Source organism: Eubacterium ramulus ATCC 29099 (genome assembly GCF_000469345.1).
Lineage (GTDB): Bacteria > Bacillota > Clostridia > Lachnospirales > Lachnospiraceae > Eubacterium_I > Eubacterium_I ramulus.
The window spans coordinates 1-17441 of sequence record NZ_KI271191.1; the positions used below are offsets into that span (position 1 = coordinate 1).

The 17441-nt window shown below is 40.5% G+C and carries 18 protein-coding genes; 1 reads left to right on the top strand and 17 read right to left on the bottom strand.

What is annotated here, in order from left to right; all coding sequences use genetic code 11:
- Positions 1–47: 47 nt before the first annotated feature.
- The 5 genes from HMPREF0373_RS15275 to HMPREF0373_RS15295 form a co-directional block, all read right to left on the bottom strand.
- Positions 48–2159, bottom strand: coding sequence for a penicillin-binding transpeptidase domain-containing protein (locus HMPREF0373_RS15275; protein ID WP_021740705.1), 2112 nt, complete (start codon positions 2157–2159; stop codon positions 48–50).
- 128 nt (positions 2160–2287) lie between these two features.
- Positions 2288–4009: a lysozyme family protein gene (locus HMPREF0373_RS15280; RefSeq protein ID WP_021740706.1), complete on the bottom strand. Its 1722-nt coding sequence runs from the start codon at positions 4007–4009 to the stop codon at positions 2288–2290.
- 25 nt (positions 4010–4034) lie between these two features.
- On the bottom strand, positions 4035–4442 hold the full coding sequence (locus HMPREF0373_RS15285) for a DUF6075 family protein (RefSeq protein WP_028087880.1): 408 nt from the start codon (positions 4440–4442) through the stop codon (positions 4035–4037).
- A gap of 88 nt (positions 4443–4530) precedes the next feature.
- The gene (locus HMPREF0373_RS15290) at positions 4531–6870 is read right to left on the bottom strand and encodes a VirB4-like conjugal transfer ATPase, CD1110 family (protein WP_021740708.1); all 2340 of its coding nucleotides are present in this window, start codon (positions 6868–6870) and stop codon (positions 4531–4533) included.
- Positions 6851–7243: a PrgI family protein gene (locus tag HMPREF0373_RS15295; protein ID WP_021740709.1), complete on the bottom strand. Its 393-nt coding sequence runs from the start codon at positions 7241–7243 to the stop codon at positions 6851–6853. Before HMPREF0373_RS15295 ends, HMPREF0373_RS15290 begins: the two co-directional genes overlap by 20 nt.
- Before the next feature lie 81 nt (positions 7244–7324).
- Here HMPREF0373_RS15295 and HMPREF0373_RS15300 point away from each other — a divergent pair, with 81 nt between their 5' ends.
- A complete protein-coding gene (locus HMPREF0373_RS15300) occupies positions 7325–7705 on the top strand; it encodes a hypothetical protein (RefSeq protein WP_021740710.1) in 381 nt (126 codons plus the stop codon).
- 54 nt (positions 7706–7759) lie between these two features.
- On the opposite strand, the gene HMPREF0373_RS15305 is transcribed toward HMPREF0373_RS15300, so the two are convergent.
- The 12 genes from HMPREF0373_RS15305 to HMPREF0373_RS15355 form a co-directional block, all read right to left on the bottom strand.
- Positions 7760–8596, bottom strand: a complete 837-nt coding sequence (locus HMPREF0373_RS15305) for a hypothetical protein (protein ID WP_021740711.1) — start codon at positions 8594–8596, stop codon at positions 7760–7762.
- An 83-nt stretch (positions 8597–8679) separates the two neighbouring features.
- Positions 8680–9045, bottom strand: coding sequence for a hypothetical protein (locus HMPREF0373_RS15310; RefSeq protein WP_006426171.1), 366 nt, complete (start codon positions 9043–9045; stop codon positions 8680–8682).
- A 34-nt stretch (positions 9046–9079) separates the two neighbouring features.
- Positions 9080–10876: a VirD4-like conjugal transfer protein, CD1115 family gene (locus tag HMPREF0373_RS15315; protein ID WP_021740712.1), complete on the bottom strand. Its 1797-nt coding sequence runs from the start codon at positions 10874–10876 to the stop codon at positions 9080–9082.
- Positions 10863–11066 carry a hypothetical protein gene (locus tag HMPREF0373_RS15320; RefSeq protein ID WP_006426173.1) on the bottom strand — a complete coding sequence of 68 codons (204 nt, stop codon included), beginning with the start codon at positions 11064–11066 and terminating at the stop codon, positions 10863–10865. Before HMPREF0373_RS15320 ends, HMPREF0373_RS15315 begins: the two co-directional genes overlap by 14 nt.
- A 26-nt stretch (positions 11067–11092) precedes the next feature.
- The gene (locus HMPREF0373_RS15325) at positions 11093–12097 is read right to left on the bottom strand and encodes a hypothetical protein (protein WP_021740713.1); all 1005 of its coding nucleotides are present in this window, start codon (positions 12095–12097) and stop codon (positions 11093–11095) included.
- A 5-nt stretch (positions 12098–12102) separates the two neighbouring features.
- Positions 12103–12984, bottom strand: coding sequence for a DUF3801 domain-containing protein (locus HMPREF0373_RS15330; protein WP_021740714.1), 882 nt, complete (start codon positions 12982–12984; stop codon positions 12103–12105).
- Positions 12959–14404 carry a relaxase/mobilization nuclease domain-containing protein gene (locus HMPREF0373_RS15335; RefSeq protein ID WP_021740715.1) on the bottom strand — a complete coding sequence of 482 codons (1446 nt, stop codon included), beginning with the start codon at positions 14402–14404 and terminating at the stop codon, positions 12959–12961. The genes HMPREF0373_RS15330 and HMPREF0373_RS15335 overlap by 26 nt, the downstream gene beginning before the upstream one ends.
- A complete protein-coding gene (locus tag HMPREF0373_RS15340) occupies positions 14395–14733 on the bottom strand; it encodes a plasmid mobilization protein (RefSeq protein ID WP_021740716.1) in 339 nt (112 codons plus the stop codon). Before HMPREF0373_RS15340 ends, HMPREF0373_RS15335 begins: the two co-directional genes overlap by 10 nt.
- The gene (locus tag HMPREF0373_RS15345; RefSeq protein ID WP_021740717.1) at positions 14730–15716 is read right to left on the bottom strand and encodes a DUF5688 family protein; all 987 of its coding nucleotides are present in this window, start codon (positions 15714–15716) and stop codon (positions 14730–14732) included. Before HMPREF0373_RS15345 ends, HMPREF0373_RS15340 begins: the two co-directional genes overlap by 4 nt.
- A 120-nt stretch (positions 15717–15836) precedes the next feature.
- Positions 15837–15944 (bottom strand): DUF3789 domain-containing protein, encoded by a 108-nt coding sequence (locus HMPREF0373_RS16605; protein WP_081695286.1) that lies wholly within the window; start codon positions 15942–15944, stop codon positions 15837–15839.
- A 168-nt stretch (positions 15945–16112) separates the two neighbouring features.
- A complete protein-coding gene (locus HMPREF0373_RS15350) occupies positions 16113–16424 on the bottom strand; it encodes a hypothetical protein (protein WP_044964961.1) in 312 nt (103 codons plus the stop codon).
- Positions 16425–16439: 15 nt separating this feature from the next.
- The gene (locus HMPREF0373_RS15355) at positions 16440–17426 is read right to left on the bottom strand and encodes a DUF3991 and TOPRIM domain-containing protein (RefSeq protein ID WP_117688318.1); all 987 of its coding nucleotides are present in this window, start codon (positions 17424–17426) and stop codon (positions 16440–16442) included.
- Positions 17427–17441: the final 15 nt, after the last annotated feature.

The following is a 17441-nucleotide window of genomic DNA, read 5'->3' on the forward strand; positions in this document are numbered from 1 at the left end:
ATCATCGCAAATATCTTACATATGTAATAATTTCCCATAAAAATATTTTATTCTTCAAAATACTCATCCAATACTGTTGCATCTTTTTTAACAACATAACCACTTCCACCGATTCCTTTCACATTCTCAACCATACTGATAAGAAGAATTGGTTTGTCCACGCTTTTATCTGCCGTAAACACCGAAAACCACCCGATTTCTTTGCCAGAAGTATCTTCTTTCGTTGCCTTCAACTCGGCTGTCCCTGTTTTTCCAGCCAGCAAAATATCGTCACGATGTGCAGCATATCCGGTTCCTTCCGGATCATTTACAACACCTTCCACCCCTTGCATAATTTCTTCTACATTTTCTTTGCTAAACGCATTTTCTATCCATGTTTCACCGGATGCTTCTTCTTTGTATTTCAAATACGGTTTTATCATATTCCCTTCATTTAAAAATGAAGTATAAATACTTGCCAGATGTAATGGATTTACAAGAATCTGACCTTGCCCATAACCACTATCTGCCAATTGTATTTCTGTTTCTATTTTATCTGTATTGGAATATGTTGATTCCTGCATCGCAATCTCAAACGGCATATTCTGATTAAATCCTATTTCATTTAAAGTATTCATAAAATTCTCACTACCAATTTTAAGAGCTGCCTTTGCAAAATAAATATTATCAGAATAGATAATTGCATTTTTCATAATAACCGGTTCATATTCATGAAGTGTTGTCACTTGATAAGATCCCCAAGACGAATCTTTCTGCCATGCCAAACCTTCATTTCCAAAATCTTCTTTTGGATCTATGCTTTCCGTTTTCAACCCAATTCCTGCCACAACTGGTTTGAATGTTGAGCCAGGACACCATACTTGACGAAAACGATTATATAATGGCTTCTTTTCATCTTCGTTTAATGATGTCCATTTCTCTGATGATAAGCCCCGTATAAATTCATTATTATCATAAGATGGGGTACTTACCAAAGCCAATACTTCTCCCGTATAAGGATTCATTGCGACAGAACACCCCGGATCTTCTTTAAACTGCTCGTATAATGATTTTTGCAAATCGGAATCTATCGTTAATCTTATATCCATACCATCTTCTTTAAAAATACTTGCAAGAACCTCTTTTACTTCCCCATCACTATCCAAAATCTTTATATCACAACCATCTTTTCCTTTTAATTGCTTTTCGTATAACTTTTCCAACCCAGATCTTCCGATTACACTTTCAGCTGAATATCCTTCCCCTGGATGATTTTCCAAATCTTCTGCTGTTACAGACTGTACATAACCAATTAAATGAGCTGTTGCTTCCCCTAACTCATAGGTTCTAACTTCCACATCTGATAGCATAACCCCTGGAATTTCCAAAAGTTTATTCTGACAATCCTGCTCCTCAAGTGTCTTTTCTTCTGGCTGTATTTTCATTAAATCTATTTCTTCTACTTTCGGAATAGTTTCAATTGGTACAAAAGAATCTTCTTTTACCCACTTTGCTGTGAGTTTGTTATTTATTGTTTCTACATCTATCTCTAATAACTCCGCTATTTTTTCAATAGATACATTCCTGTCTTCCAGCTTTCCCGGTATAATGCCAACTGATGTTGCTACTCCTTTTCCTGCAAGCATTTTACCATCTCGGTCTAATATTTCTCCTCTCTCCGCTTTTGATGTAGTAACACTTATTTTATCATCACTCTCTAAATCTGGAAAAATCAGGCTATCCTGCCATACTAATTTATATCCCTGTTTCGTCTTCTTCAGTTCCGCCATATTGTCAAATTGTATTGTTCCGGCAATTGTATTACATGATGTTTCATACGAAAGCGTAACTGTATCTGCTTTTTTCTCTTTCACAGCTATATGACTGATTTTAATGTCACTGACCTCTATTCCTTCGTATATCTTAGAATTTCGTTGTATGTATTCTTCTTTTGTCAGATAAACTTTTTCATCTGAATCTATCATAGTATACATTACTTCATATTCCTTTTTTTCAATATGGTTCATATATTCCATAAGTGTGTCTTCTGGTGATTCCGTTATCGTCCTTTTTAATAAAACACCTCCTGAAACAGCAATTACTGTTATAGCTACTATCAGCCCAAAAATCTTACAAGCGTAAGATTTTTGGATATTTTGCTTTTTCCGTCTTCTTTTCATAGATATTCCTTTCTTCTAATTTTTTGTTTCTTAAATCTTACACTTGTAATACTTAAAAGTCAAGTCTATTTTCAGGAATTGTATACTCCAGATTCACCATTAGACTATCACACTTTTTCTCCTGCCTTTTAATATGCCGGAACACCATATCCATAGATGTTACTGCTTCCAATACTGTAACTTCGTCTTGCCACTTTATCTCCACTGTTGCCTTCAATGGTATTTACGGTTCCTCCACTGACACTCTCTACAATTCCAACGTGGTCAATCGTTCCATTATTTCCCCAGTCAAAGAAAATAATATCTCCTGCCGCCGGGGTATAACTTCCATCACGGAACCTACCTTTACTTTCAAACCACTTCACACCGTCCGAACAAAGAGAGAATTTCGGAATCACTCCACTCTGGATATAACCGCTTTGTTCTGCACACCAGGACACAAAGCAGGCACACCACTCTACCCGGCTTCCAAATCCATACCAACTCCAGTAGGTTGTTCCGCCTTTTCCTTCCTGCGATGCTGCCACCTGAACGATTGCCTGATTACCGATACCTGTTGGGATTCTTCCAAATGCATAATACTGAAGCACATGTGGTACATACTGCTTGTCCCCATAGCTGCTCCACCCCATTCTCTGTGCCATCATATCAGAAAATTCTGCTGCATTCGCAAGGGTATATCCACCTCTGGCTTTCGCCCATTCCAGATATCCATTTCCATAATTGTAACTTTGCAATGCCAGTTTAATATTTTCCATATCCAGAGGATTTTTTACCCATGCACGTTCCAGACAGCTTTTTATTTCCTGCACACCACAAGAAATCGAATACTCTGGATCTGTGATTCCATTTGGCTGTCTGGGATATTTTGTATTAAAGCTCCCTTCTGAACACTGCATCGGGTCAAGTCCTCTCCCGCCTGATTCCTGCATCATAATGGCTTTGATTAGTTCCACATACTCTCCAATGCCATATTGATTTGCATACTGTCGGATTAGTGGTTCATATGCTTCTACTTCTGCACTAACCGAAGAAACCGTACTGGAATTATCCCCACCTGTCATGCATAGAAAACCACCAAATAAAATGACGATAATCAAAATCATAACCGCAATCCAACCACCTGCAGTCAATGCACTCATTAATGCTTTTGTGGCTTCAATCAACGCTTTTATCGCATGTGTTACCGCTTTTGCTGTCTTTTTCACTGCAATCTTGGTATCTCGTGCTGTCTGTCTTACTGTCTGCACTGCTTTTTCTGCCTTTTTCATGGAATAATGCATTGCTTGGACAGAAGCATTTGCTATCTGCTCCGATGTTTTGATATTGGTCCTTGCTGTTTGTTCTGCAGTCTTGATCACTTTCCCAGAAGTCTTGATGGTACCTTTTCCAGTATTCTTTACTACCTGTTCCGATACTCTCCCGGTCTTGATGGTTCTTTTATCTCGCTCAATGGTCTTGATTTTTTTGACGGCAAGTTCTTTCCCCTGCTCCTGTGCCTTTTCTTCGCCTAAAGGCGGTACTGGTCGTATTTGTTCTTTCGGCTGGTAAACTGTTTCTTCGCCTGCTGAAGAAACAGAAGTTTTCCCTTTCTTCCGTTCAATAAGCTTTTCTGCCTGTCTGCGTACCTGATGCCCTGTTTCGTGAAAGATGCGGTCAGCATACTTGCTGGCCGCATCTTCTGCATAACCTACCGGATTATTCTCTCTATCACTAGATTTCTCCGTCGATTGCATGATATTTTCTTTTGTTCTGACATAGGACTGCTTAACATGGTCTGTCACTGTAACTGTCTTATCTAATACTTTAATATCCTTATGGACTTGGCGTGTTTTTATCTTACGATCCATCGCTTTTCTCCATTTGAATCTTTATCTAGCGTTCATGATTAGTTTCTTTTTTGCTCACCTGTGGCAGTTCCCGGCAGTATTCCGGGTATTTCATGCGGATTGCTTCATAAAAATATGATGCATAGCCACAATCGAACATCTCGTATGGGGTAGACAGACTTTCTTCTCCCTTCTCCACATATCCATTCCACAAGTTGAAAGCCAGTCTGGTCAATCGTGCCGAACCGCCTGTCTGCCACCCTTCATGCAATGCTTCTGGTTTAATCAAACGCTCTTTAAAATCAAACATGCGATCAACATGATTTCTGGTATCTTCAGAAATTCCCACACAATAGAAAAATGAACTGTAATAACTGTCGTGCTTTCCGCATTTAGCTAACATCTGATAAAAAAACTTTTCGTGTTCCTTTGATGAAAATCTGATTTCTGACATATTTGGCTCCTTTTCCGGCACTAAAAAACGCCACAAATTGTGACGATTTTCAGTGCCTTGCTTTTCATTATTCAAAATATTTTTAATTTTACATTCTTCCCCGGTTGATACTGTCCTCTCCCGGCTTTGTGGTCATCAGTTTATACAACCTTGTATTGGTTGGGAATCTATTGACGAACGGTACAAGCGAACTTCCATATTTCACCAGACCACAACCGGCATCTGCATTTGTGATATATCCCATTTGCTCTGTAGAAATATTCAAAAGTGTCGCCAACTTTGCTCTGTCCGGCTCTGCCTGATTAAGCATCACGATATACTCACTGTTGGAAATCATCGTACTTGCAAGAACAGAATCTAACAGATATTCCACGTTCTGTGTGATTGCTGTCGGGAATGCATTACGCTTACGAAATCTTCGCCATGCAGAGTTAAAAAATGCTCCGGAATACTCATTTTCAAATACTACATGAAACTCGTCTAAAAAAATATGGGTTCGCTTTCCCTGTTTCCAGTTCTCCGTTACCCGGTTCAACATTGCATCAGTGATTACCAGAAGTCCCATGGTCTTTAACTGTTTTCCTAAATCCAGAATGTCGTATACCATGATACGGTTATTCACATCAACATTACTTTCATGTGCAAATGCGTCCAGACTTCCATTGGTAAATAATTCTGATACCAGTGCCAAATCCTGTGCTTCCGGTTCTTCCTGTTCTAAAAATTTTTCACGCAACACCCGCAAAGTCGGCACTGCTCCGCCATGCTGATATTCCTCATAAACTTCTCCCACACATCGGTCAATAATGGAACGTTCCTTTGCATTGATTCCTTTTTTATCCAACTGTTCAAACAGAGATAAAATAAACTGTGACTTCTCAATCACTGGATCACCGCCATCTCCATATCCGTCTACCATATCCATTGCATTGATATGGTCCCGGCTTCCTGCAGCAATGCGAACCACTTCTCCGCCCATTGCTTCAACTAATGATGCATACTCTCGCTCTGGATCACAAATCAGGATATCGTCCTGCGTTGCCAGTGCCAGGAATACAATCTGCATTTTTGCATTAAAGGATTTTCCACTTCCCGGTACTCCTAAAAGGAATGAGTTTGGATTTAACAGTTTTTCTTTATTACACATGATTAAGTTATGGGAGATTGCATTTTCACCGCAATAGATTCCACCTGCGTCCATAATCTCCTGCACCCGGAATGGCATCAACACTGCTACACTCTCCGAAGTCAGTGTGCGGACTGCCGGAATCTTCCGGTGTCCGATGGGTAGTGCTGTATTCAGTCCGTCCATCTGCTGAAATTTCAGAACAGAAAACTGGCATAACTTTTTCCGTCCGATTGTCAGAAGTGTTTCCGTATCTGCATCAAGCTGTTTTTTCGATTCTGCCGTATGCACCATAGTCAGTATACCGAACATCATACGCTGGTCACGTGTGGTTAAATCGTCCATGAACTCTTTACTTTCTTTTCTCTGCTGTTCCAAATCATAAGGAATCACTGCGGAAAAGTTATTGTTGGCATTTTGGCGTCGTTGCCAGTTTGTTATATTAGTCTCCACACCTAACAAACGTTTTTCCACTTCCTGTACTGCTTCATCAGTCGGAACCGGAATCACATCAATGCTCAACATCAGATTTCGATTCATGTCGGTCAGTTCTGCTATCATATCGTCTTTGATGTAAGAAGCATACTCACGAAGAAAAAGTACTCTTCCATAACGATCTCCCATGCGGAAATAATCTTTTTCAAATTCAAAGGTATCCGGACAGATATAATCTTTAAAGCTGTGTCCTTTTCTCATATTCTCCTGAATATCAAAATGGAAACCAGATTCTTCTCCTGTACGGTAAAAATCGTGCAGAATCCGTAACTTATCTTCTCCATTTATCTCTACACATTTGGAACCCAATCTTGCAAAATGACTGTTCAGCTCTGTTGTCACTCGTGCAAAATACGTTCTGGCTTCTTCGATTGTTTTCTTATAGCAGGATACTGTCACATATTTTTCCTGCACCATGCTGTTGGAACTGGTTGCCTTATCTAAAAGCATATTGTTGTACTCTTTCCGATATAAATCCAGTCCGTCCTCCTGCATCGGAATCAGGATTGCTTTTTCAAAATCCACCTTATTCAAGCGGCGATTATTGATCGTTATTTTTGTTGTTCCACCGCAATCGAAAGAATTTAATAAATCCATATATTCCAGGAACATGGTTTCCTTATCTACTTTGCTTGCCACCGCGTAGTTGATATCTGTAAATTTATAAGTACGTGCAAATTTATTTCTCCCGATTTTAAAAATCCCGTCTGACCAGATAGTCTCGATGGGAATTACCTGCTGTACGCTTCTTGGAATTACAAATTTTTCTTTATCCTGCTTGAAAATATTACTCAGCGTTTTTATCATTCTTCTTGCGTCCCTCCTTCTTCAGACTTTCTTTCTCATATTTTTTAATGACTGGTTCTACCGCATCAAAATAAAGATTTTCTGACCGGAACACCAGTTTTTTCGGCATCAGGATTTCTGATTTTATCCATGCCCAGATAAACTGCTCCGCTGTCATTCCATGATATTTTACAAACCCGAACACTACACATGGGGCAGCTCCCAGTACACAAATCCAGCTCACTGTTTCCATGCTCATGTATGGGTGAAGCAAAAAATAAAGCCCAACGGCAATCCCGCAGGCTAATCCTGAAAAGATAAACTGTCTCAGGGACAATCCGAAAAAGATTGCTTCCGTGTAATCCCTGATTTCCTTGTTAATTTTTACTTCCAAAACGATACACCTCCAAATCGCACATTTGTTATATTTTTTCTGTTCTGTTACACTTTGGGTAAATGAAAGGGGGACTGACCTATGCCAATCACTGTTATGATTTCACTTGTTGTTACCGTTGCTCTATTCCTGATTTCTCTGCTGTTTCGGATTGCTGCCAGATTAAATCTGACCTTACCGCTGTTATACTTTCTTGCTGTTTCCACAATTCTGAATCCATGGGCAGCAACTCATGAGAAACTTGCATTTGCAATCCTCTATCTGCTGACTGCCTTTTCTGTTCTCAGCTGGATTTTTGCTCTGCGACGCAAATGGCAGGAACATCAATACTACAAAGTTATGAAAGACGATATGTCCTTCCAGATTTCTCGTGCCAGACAAAGAGGGATTCCATTAGATTCTGTTCATTTCGATTCTCAGGGAAATATGAGATATAATGACAGCAAAGACATTGTAGAATAGGCTCATAACATACAACAGGGTATGTACGGTTTCTTACCATACATACTCTGTTTTTTATAATCCCATCATTTCCCTCACTACCCTGTCTGACATCTTCACCGCACCGACCAGTACAAGCATATTGAAAATCAACTCTCCAATATAGCTCCACACCATAGTGACTACTGCTGCATCTGGATTGACAACTGGCGGTGATGATGCAAACAATGAAAATATAATGCAGGCAAGTACCACGATTGCTCCCTCCAGACACACTGCTGCGTATGACTTCAAAAAACTTCTTCCGATATTCTGACTCGGCTCTCCTGCAAATGAAGATAATGGAATCGGTGCAATCGCTGTGTAAAGATACAATCGAAAAAATCTTCCATATACACTCATAATCATAATGAAGCTCAGAACTGTAATAAAAAGTCCACCGATCAACGTCACCGCCCATAGAGGAATACTTTCAAAAAATCCACAATCTTCTACCGCTTCTATGATTTCGTCCGGTAAAACGGTATCTTCCGTACTTCCAAATCCTGCGGTCTGCATAATCGTACTGGTCACTCCTTGTATGATATTGAATAATGCCATCATCAGCTCCAGTCCATACGTGACTACGCCTTTTGTAATCGCAAAACGGATAAAAATTTTCAATGCATGTTCCGGTCTTTTTACCTCTGTAAAACTTCCACAAGTCTTGACCACTCCGACTACAAAGAAAAGCACTAACAAAGCATAGCCGATTGCCTGCAATGCTCCATGGATCTGCACAATCACCTGCCAGATACCGCCACCCTTAAAGGTTTCCGGTGACTGTGTGAGTATCTGCCAGATTTCTGCAAGTTTGCTGTTCCAGGTATCCAAGGCATTTTGCAAGTTCTGTACTACCCAGTTATCTGACACCTTCTAAACACCTCCTGTCTTAGCCTGGGCGGTGCGATTCCTTTCGGACCTGCACCGTCCCGTTTCCTTATTTCCTATTCTTCTTAACCTGTAATCAGATTCAGGATTTCTTTTGCAAATGTAATAATAACACCGCCTGCAAGTGTCAGGAATCCATTCGCTCTCTGGCTTGGATCATGAGATTTCAGTGATAAACCGACCTGCACAATTCCAAATCCCAACAAAATCATTCCGATGGCACGAATCAGTCCAAAGATAAACGTGGACAGATTATTGATAACGGTCAGTGGATCGTCTGCCGCAAATACGGTACTTGCTCCTGCTGTCATAATCAGTACCATTGCAATATACACTGCCATGGCACGTTTCATTTTTGCTGTCATTGGCAGCTTCTTCGTTGATTTTGTTGTTTCTTTCTTCTCCTGCTTCTTTCGCATATCTAACTTCATTTTTTTGATAGCCTCCTATATATTTTTCTTGGATTTACTGATATTTCTGAATGATTTCTTCCAGATCTTCATCGGATAATAATTCATAATCTTCCACTTCCAGAGAATCATCTGTGAACTCGCCTTCCAAGCTGTCTCCCAGTGAAATACTTGCCACTGCCCGGTCAACTGCTCCATGCAGATATGGTTTTCCGTTTCCGTCAGTTGTAAGTCCCACATTGGGGTGCTTTAAAATATCAAATTTCTCGTCTAAAATTGGTCTTTCTCCACGAATAAAAAGAATCGCATATCGGTTATCCAACATGCGAACTTCATCGGGTGTCATCAGCTCCCGCCCTGTATTCTGATAATTAGTGGAATAGTTCCCGGAATGTCCCGTTGACTTTCCATAGGTGTTCGTGTCAATCGTTGCCTTGCCAAGAAGTTCGCTGACATATTTATGTGTTCCCTGCTCATTGCCGCCTAAATATAAAAATTCATCACAATTTCCCATAATGCTTTCCCACTGCTTCTCAAACAATGCTTTTAACTGCGCCAGATTCTGCAAAATAATACTGACTGACACTTCCCTGGAACGCATCACAGACAGAATCTTATCGAAGTCATCAGGCAGTGAAACATTTGCAAATTCGTCCATGAGGAAATGCACATGAACCGGAAGTCTCCCTCCATATTTATGGTCTGCCAGATAGAACAACTGCTGAAATAACTGGGTATACAAAATTGACACCAGAAAGTTGTAACTGGTGTCGTTGTCCGGGATTAACGCGAATAAAGCCACTTTTCGCTCTCCCAGTGATGGCAGGTCTAAATCGTCCGTTGCGGTCAGTGCTGCCAGACTGGATAAGTTAAATTTCTCAAGTCTTGCTGCAAGTGTAATCTGAATGGACTTTAATGTTTTTGCACTACCAGAGTGATAATCTTTGTAATACTTCACTGCAATGTGTTCTGGATTTTTCATTTCCAACCGCTCAAATAATTCATCAAGTGGTGACTGATACTGGTCATCGTCTTCTCTGACTTCTCCGGCACGTAACATTTCCATTACCATCGGAAAATTCTGTTCTTCCTCTGGTGCTTCATACTGTAAATAGAAAATCAGTGCCAGCAACAGCATGGAAGCTGCAGTATCCCAAAACGGATCGTTTGACTGACTTCCCTTGGGTGTAGTCGCTTTGAATAGGTTCGTTACCAATCTCTGCACATCGTTATCGTCCTTCAGATATACAAACGGGTTATAGCAATGGCTCTTTTCCATGTTGATCAGGTCAAGCACTCTTACCTCATATCCTTTTTCTTCCAGAAGATACCCAGTATCTCTTAGATTTTCTCCTTTTGGATCTAAAACCACAAAAGAAGTATTCGCCTGCATCAGATTCGGCTTTGCAAAAAATCTGGTCTTCCCTGAACCGGAACCACCAATCACAACCGTCAATACATTTCGCAAATGTTTCCTCATGTTATAACTGATCTGCACATGCATGGTCAGCAACTTATTTTTTGTAAACCGCTTCTCCTTGTATCTGCGATTTATTTTCTTCACATTTCCCCATTTAGCAGAACCATGTTCTTCACCTCGTCGGTAATGTTTCTTGGTAGAAATATAAATCCCGATTCCCATGCCGTAAGACAGCAAAAAAATAAGGACAGTTTTTACACTGTCCCCACATAACCGAATGGAAAACGGATGGTTCATTGCTTCCGGGACTCCATCCAGAATCCCCATAAGACCAGACGAAAGATAAGGTGCGACAAGTAACGCAAACCAGATAACCGGGATAATTCCAATTACCGCCAACATCAGACTGCTCTGCTCATCATCGTTCTTCATGGCTTCTGCGTCCTCGCTTTTCCTTCTCCGACGGTACTTCGATTTTCTCAATGACTTTCATTAAAACGTCATCGACAAGCTCCGTATCTTTTCCCTCTTTCAGCATCTGATTCCGCTTGTCCTTTAGGGAATGGAACACTACGCCACTCTCATATTTATCCAGTTCTAACGTAATCGTATCACTGCTCATTTTGCATTCTCCTTTCCCGAATTTTTCTAGCGTGCTTCTTTTCTATGTTGTCCTCTGGATTTCTGTTCTTTCTTTTCAGGCTCTGGATTTTCTTTCTTATCTTTCACATTTTCAGAACTGTCTTGCCCGTTTTTTTCAGCCTCTGACTGTCGGTAAGTTGCATTCCGATTCTGATCCAGTACCTTTGCCATTCTTGCAGAAATTGTATTCGCTGCATCTCTGGCTCTGGAAAGTTCCACTCTCACTTCCTGAGTCTCCATTTTTTCAAAAAACTCTGGTGCATGTAAAAAATTATATCGACTGGTATCCATTCCATATTTTTTACACAACATATAAGACGCACACGATACATGAAATGCATCTTCATTTTTATCATAGTGTGGATTTCCATCCGCATATCCGGCAAATACCAATTCCGGCACAAGATTCTGAAAGATTTCCTGTGCACTCATCCCTTTTCTTACATAAATACAACCTTCTTCCGGTTTAAAAAATGCTCCTTTTTCATCCGGCATCTGTTCTGGTTCTGCTGCAACAATATTTACCGGAGGGGTACTGACTAACGCCCGGATTAAATCATGTTCTTCATATTCTGACTTTTGAATTGTAGTATCGGACATTGTTGTCTGAGAAATATCATATAGCTTTTTCGCATTATAATAATTTCCAACTGTACCATCTTCACGCTTATATGTTTTTCCTGGCTCTAAAATCAGAACTGGATTCTGTTGTTCCATACGTTTTAAATAAAATCCATGATCTCTCCAGTATCCATAGTCACCTAATTTCTGTGCATCTGGTCTTTGTGCCAGAATCAGAAGTGCATTATTGGTAGTATATCGATCAAAGGTACTCTGTACATCCAGATACTTCTGCAGCATTTTCCCATCCGTTGCCACTTGTGCGGTTACCTGCTCTGACAACTCATAGCAGCGATTCCTGTTATTTTTGCTTTCCGCAATAAATGCCTGTACCTTTTCATCCTGTGGTACAGCCGATGCATTTAATAAAGAATCAAAACTATTATCCATAAAATTTACCTCTCTTTCCCTTTCCTTGGTTTTCGTTTCTGTTGTGGCTGCTGGTGGCGAATCTGATTCGGGTCTTTATTTCCCTGATTTCTCACCGGATCATTTCTATTCTCACGCCGCTCCGCTTCTTTCTTCCTTGCATTCTGTATTTCCCGAAGTTCCTTTCTGACCGATGGTTTCTCTGGTTTTTCCGGGGTAAATAACTTAGAAGTACCCTCTGCGGTTTTCTCTTGCTTCTTTGAGGTAGGCTCGGACAGACGGGATTTGGTCGTCTTTGCCAAAGAAGGGTTTTGCTCCTTACCCTCTTTCTTCACCGACTCTCCAAACAACTCGTCCATAAGCTGATCCTCCTTGGATTTCTGCGGATAATCTTTTTCCGGCTCTGCCTGTCCCTGTTTTTCTTGCTGAACCTGTACTTTTTCCGGCTTCTTTTCCTGCTTCTCTGATTTTCCGGCTTTTGCTTTTTCTGCACGTGTCCGCTCAATTTCCGTCTTAATCTTCGCTGCTTCTGTTACAGATGCAAACTGGAATCTATCTACGATACGGTTGATTCTTGGTGCATCTTCTTCCTTTACAATCACATCTATCAATCCGTCACTGCTTCCTCTTGGATTTCGGACTGCACAGTACAACACGCCATATCGTTTTGCTTCCTGAACAAATTGTTTCAGATCACTTTCTTTCACTGAAAATACCGTCAGTGGTCTACCTGATTTAACCAATGTTTCAAGTCTTACTCTGCCTTTTGTCTTTTTCTTCTCTTTTAAGACTGCATACAGCATCACTGCCAGATGCTTCGCTCCTGTGCCACTGATCTTCAATGCTGCTTCACCGACTTCCAATGACATTCGTACCACCTGATCAGCGGCTTCGCCTGATGTGTTCATGCCTTTGTTCCTCCTTCTGCTCTTTTTCTTCCCGCACCATCTTAAATTTTTCTTCGATTACCTTGGAACGTGCGGCGATTCCATCACAAAGTGCTGCCTCCTTTCTGAGCGTTCCAATTTTCTCTGTCAGAACTTTTATCTGCTCCTTCATTTCCTGTATTTCTTCTTCCGGTCTGTCTGCCCGAATCTTATAACGCAAGTGCTTCCGTTCCTCCGCACACTGCTCCATTTGTTTCTGTAAATGGTCTTTCAATGAAAAAAGCTGCTCCGCAGTATCAATGTGATAATGGCAAAGCAGCTTCGTTTCTTTAGAAACGGTATTCAGTTTTAATAAATCCTCCCGGAACAATACATGCACCTGTTTAGCAGATATTGACGGGCGATTCTTCGGTAGGATTCCTAAAAGATAACAGTAATGCAGATACAATCCCCGAAGTCCTCCGATTTTTCTTGTCTGCTTGAAGTTGCCGGATACCCTAATCCGGTAATGCCTCTGAACCGGAAATTTCTTCTCGGCAGGTAATTCATTTTCTTCCAGAGTCCGAACCCTGATTGCTTCCAGTGAATAATTCTCTCCAAAATTCCGCTTTAACTTCAGACCACGCTCCCGCCCTTCCGGACGAATGGTAATGTCTTTCCCAAACTTAAAAGAATATCCTTTTTCCCGCAAATAAAAAAAGAACTGTTTTTCAGTCCTCGCCTTTCGGATTGCCTCGTCAACATCTGCCTTTACCATGCTGTGATAACTCGGCTTCCCATCCTGTTCTGCCTGCCACTCGGCATAATGTTTTCCTTTTCCCTGTTCTGGCTGCCTCACAACCGATAACTGGTATTCTTTACATAAACGGTCTGACACCATCCGCATATCCCGGTAATCCTGATTTGTCCTGTGGTATCTTTTCCCATCAATGAATGAAACTGAGTTCACCACAAAATGGTTGTGCAGATGATTCGCCTTATCCAAATGAGTCGCAATCAATACCTGATACTGACTGCCCCACAATTCTTCTGCCAGCTTCTTTCCAATCTCATGTGCCATTGCCGGATTACATTCTCCCGGTGCAAAAGACTGATAGCCATGAAACGCAACAATTCCGTCCTCCTTTCCAAAACGCTTTTTGACTGCAATCATTTCTTCTCTGGCGGTTGTCGGTGCACAATTAAGTCCCGATACATACTGTTCCATCAGTTCTTCCGATTCTCCGACAACTTCCATTTCCATTGATTTAGATTGTCTCAGTCTGGTCTTTTCTGCATTCACCGCATAGGTAATCACATCATTAAGTCCTTGTAATTGCCCGGTTTCACTTTCTGAAATCAGTTCTTGGCTCGTCTGTTCTTTGGTCTTATCTGGATTTTCCGCATAATTGATTACTTTTCCAATCCAACCTTTGATGCTCCAGATTGATGTCACTGCCATGATTCGTTTTTCTCCGGAAGTATTACTGCTTCTGTAATCTTACGGACCGCTTCATTGAACTTCCACACTTCCTGATCGTAACGCTGCACATCTATCACATTTAACACATGTGCTTTCTGTGCAATCTGATTTAAGTTATTTCCAATCTTATGAAGTTCCCGCATCATGGAATAATAATCTGGTGGCGGTGCGTCTCTTGGAACAACACCGGAAATCAACTGTCTCAGGTAAGCTTCCCGGTTCAGTCCACTTTTCTTTACTTTCTTATCCAATACCTCTGCTTCTTTTTTGTTCAATCGAAAAAGGATTGCTACATTACGTTTTCTCAACGCTCCATCTCCTTTACTTTCTGTATAGAATCTGGTTCCTGGCGAATCTGGTGTTTTTCTTTATCGTAGCTGTAAACTCTGTCTGAAAGGACTTCCTGCCGTTCCACTTCATTTTTATTTACTTCCCGTACCATTTCACCAAGCATTTTCGGTTCCATCTCTCCATTATCCGGAACGATCAGAACTTCATGCACAGATGACGGTAACACATAAAATCCTTCTGGAAAAAGCTGTTCCAATTTATTTAAAACTTCTGGCTGCGTGATCATAGATGCCCCATATTGCTTTTCTACATTCGTAAGTGCATACAACATATCATGTGAACGAAATCCAAAATCAACATTTTCATCTAATAAATTTGTTGCATGTCCTTCTTCATTAAAAATACTCAACATCATTTCGTCCATTGACTGAAGAATCGGTGTATTTACAGGCTGGGTATTTGCTCTGGTCTGATGGAACATTTCTTTTGCATCCACATTCCACATCTTAAGATGTTCATTTTTCACCTTCATAGTCGCTTTTCCATCGTTAGACTCTACCGGAAAATCCACATAACAGATAGCCGACAGATCTTCGATATTTTCATGAGGCATTTCCTGTAACATTCGTTTGTTTGCCTGGGTGTTTACAAGCATCACTGCCAGATGTTCCTTCACTGAATCATAATCCATTGGGTTGATACCGTTGTGCACAAACGGAGCATTGCCTGCTTCTTCCATGCATTTTGCAATTTCATTCATCACTTTCTCAACAGGTTCACCCAGACGTATTTCATTGAAAAACGGCTCTACATAAACAACTGGACACACATTTTCTTCCTGTAGTCTTACCTGTACTCCTACCATCTGGACTCCATTATTTTTATTCATCTGCATTACCTGAAATTCTGCATTCTCATATTTAGCTGGGAGAAAATTCCGAATGTCTTTTGCTACACCTTCCGCAAATACCTTTTCTGCTATCATCTCTTTTACAATCATTTCTTCTGTTCTCCCTTCTTCTTGTTCATTTTCTTTAAATATTCCTGATACCGTCTTTCTGCTTTCTTCTTGTCTTTCATTGATACTTCAACCTGCATCTTGTATCTCCTTTCTTTTTGTCTACCGAATCTTGTTAATCTGCAACAAGCACATCAACACTACTCCTATAATGCCACCTACTAATACTCCACAAATAAACTTCAACATTGTTACTTTCTCCTTTTTCATTTTCTGAGGGTTTCAGGGATTCTCCCTGACAAGCTGCCGCAGACTGCCAGACAGGAAACCTGTGTGGCAATCCAAAGGCGTTGCTTGCTGGTATTGTGTATTCTTCTGCACCCGTCTCACTGTTCCGGGTATCAGAAGATTTACTTGCCGAAAAAGCACTTGCTTTTTTTATTCTTTCAATTCACAAATCCCGCAAGTTTCACACAAGTATTCACACTTTGTGCATCGTACATTTTCATCAGTTTCCATACATTCTTCACTTGCCGGACAATACTTTTGACAACTTTCACACTGCTCCGTACAGCTTTCTTCTGACATTTTTTCAGCAATAATTCCAAGTAATTCACTCTGTTCTTTTTCCTCTTTCAACTGTGTTTCCCAAAAAATCTTCAACAAATCTTCGCTGTCTACATCGTCTTCCATCATCAAAATCAGTTCTTTCTTATACACAACCTTCAGCTCATATCTTGCAATTTTCATATCTTTTTTCACCTTCTATCTCTCATATTTTTCATGACCAGACATATTCTTTTTCATGCTTTTTTCTCTCTTTGTAATTGCCAGATTTAACTTGATGCAGAGCAGATCGTTGTAATCTTTTCCTTGTTTTGGTGGTACATCTTTTATCTGATATTGCTTCGGAAGTACTGTAGAAATTGCTTTTGTGGCAAGTCTTCCAATACGGTCATTATCCAAATGCAGAACGATTGTCTTCACCTCTGGATGCATTTTTAATGTCCTGGCCAACGCTGCAGGGACTTTACTTTTTTCAATTTCTTTTGCTGGCTGATAGACACCTGCCAGTGACAATAAATGTTCTCTCCTCCACTCTTTCCCGTCTAATTTCTGCAACGTCGCATAGGATAATAAATCAATGGCTGACTCAAACAGATGCACCGTATCATTGGATTTCTCTGCAAAAATGGAAAAAGAATAATTCTTATCGCTTCCATTTGCTTCTCCTATAAAGCTGGTTCCGATTCCTCTAAGAGCTGCATATTTCGGATTATCTTTCTCATCCATCCCTACAAACACTACGTTATGATGAAATGCACTTTCATAAACTCTTCCGGACTCCAAACAAAACTGAATAATTTCCTTATCAATCCCACGTCCTAAAAGATACGCAATCACTTTCTGATCATCTTGATTTTTCTTTGGCAACAGTAACTGTTTCTCCATCGGAACATTCTCAGATACAGAAAGAGGCGGCTGAATATTTGCCCGTTCTGCAAGCAATTCAACCGCCTCTAAAAAACTGTATCCTCTTACTTTGATCAGATAATCCAGTGCTGATCTGCCACCGGTTCTCTGACTCCACCACATCCATTTCCCATTTGATATTTTCAAACTATCGTGTGTTCTGGTAGTGTAGGTGTTGTCAGAAAAGTGAACCAATTCGTATGGTTCATAATTTTTCAAGTACGTGAGCAAATCCATCCGCTTGACCTCCCGCACGACCGATGGTGGTATATATGGCATAATTTTCATCTCCTT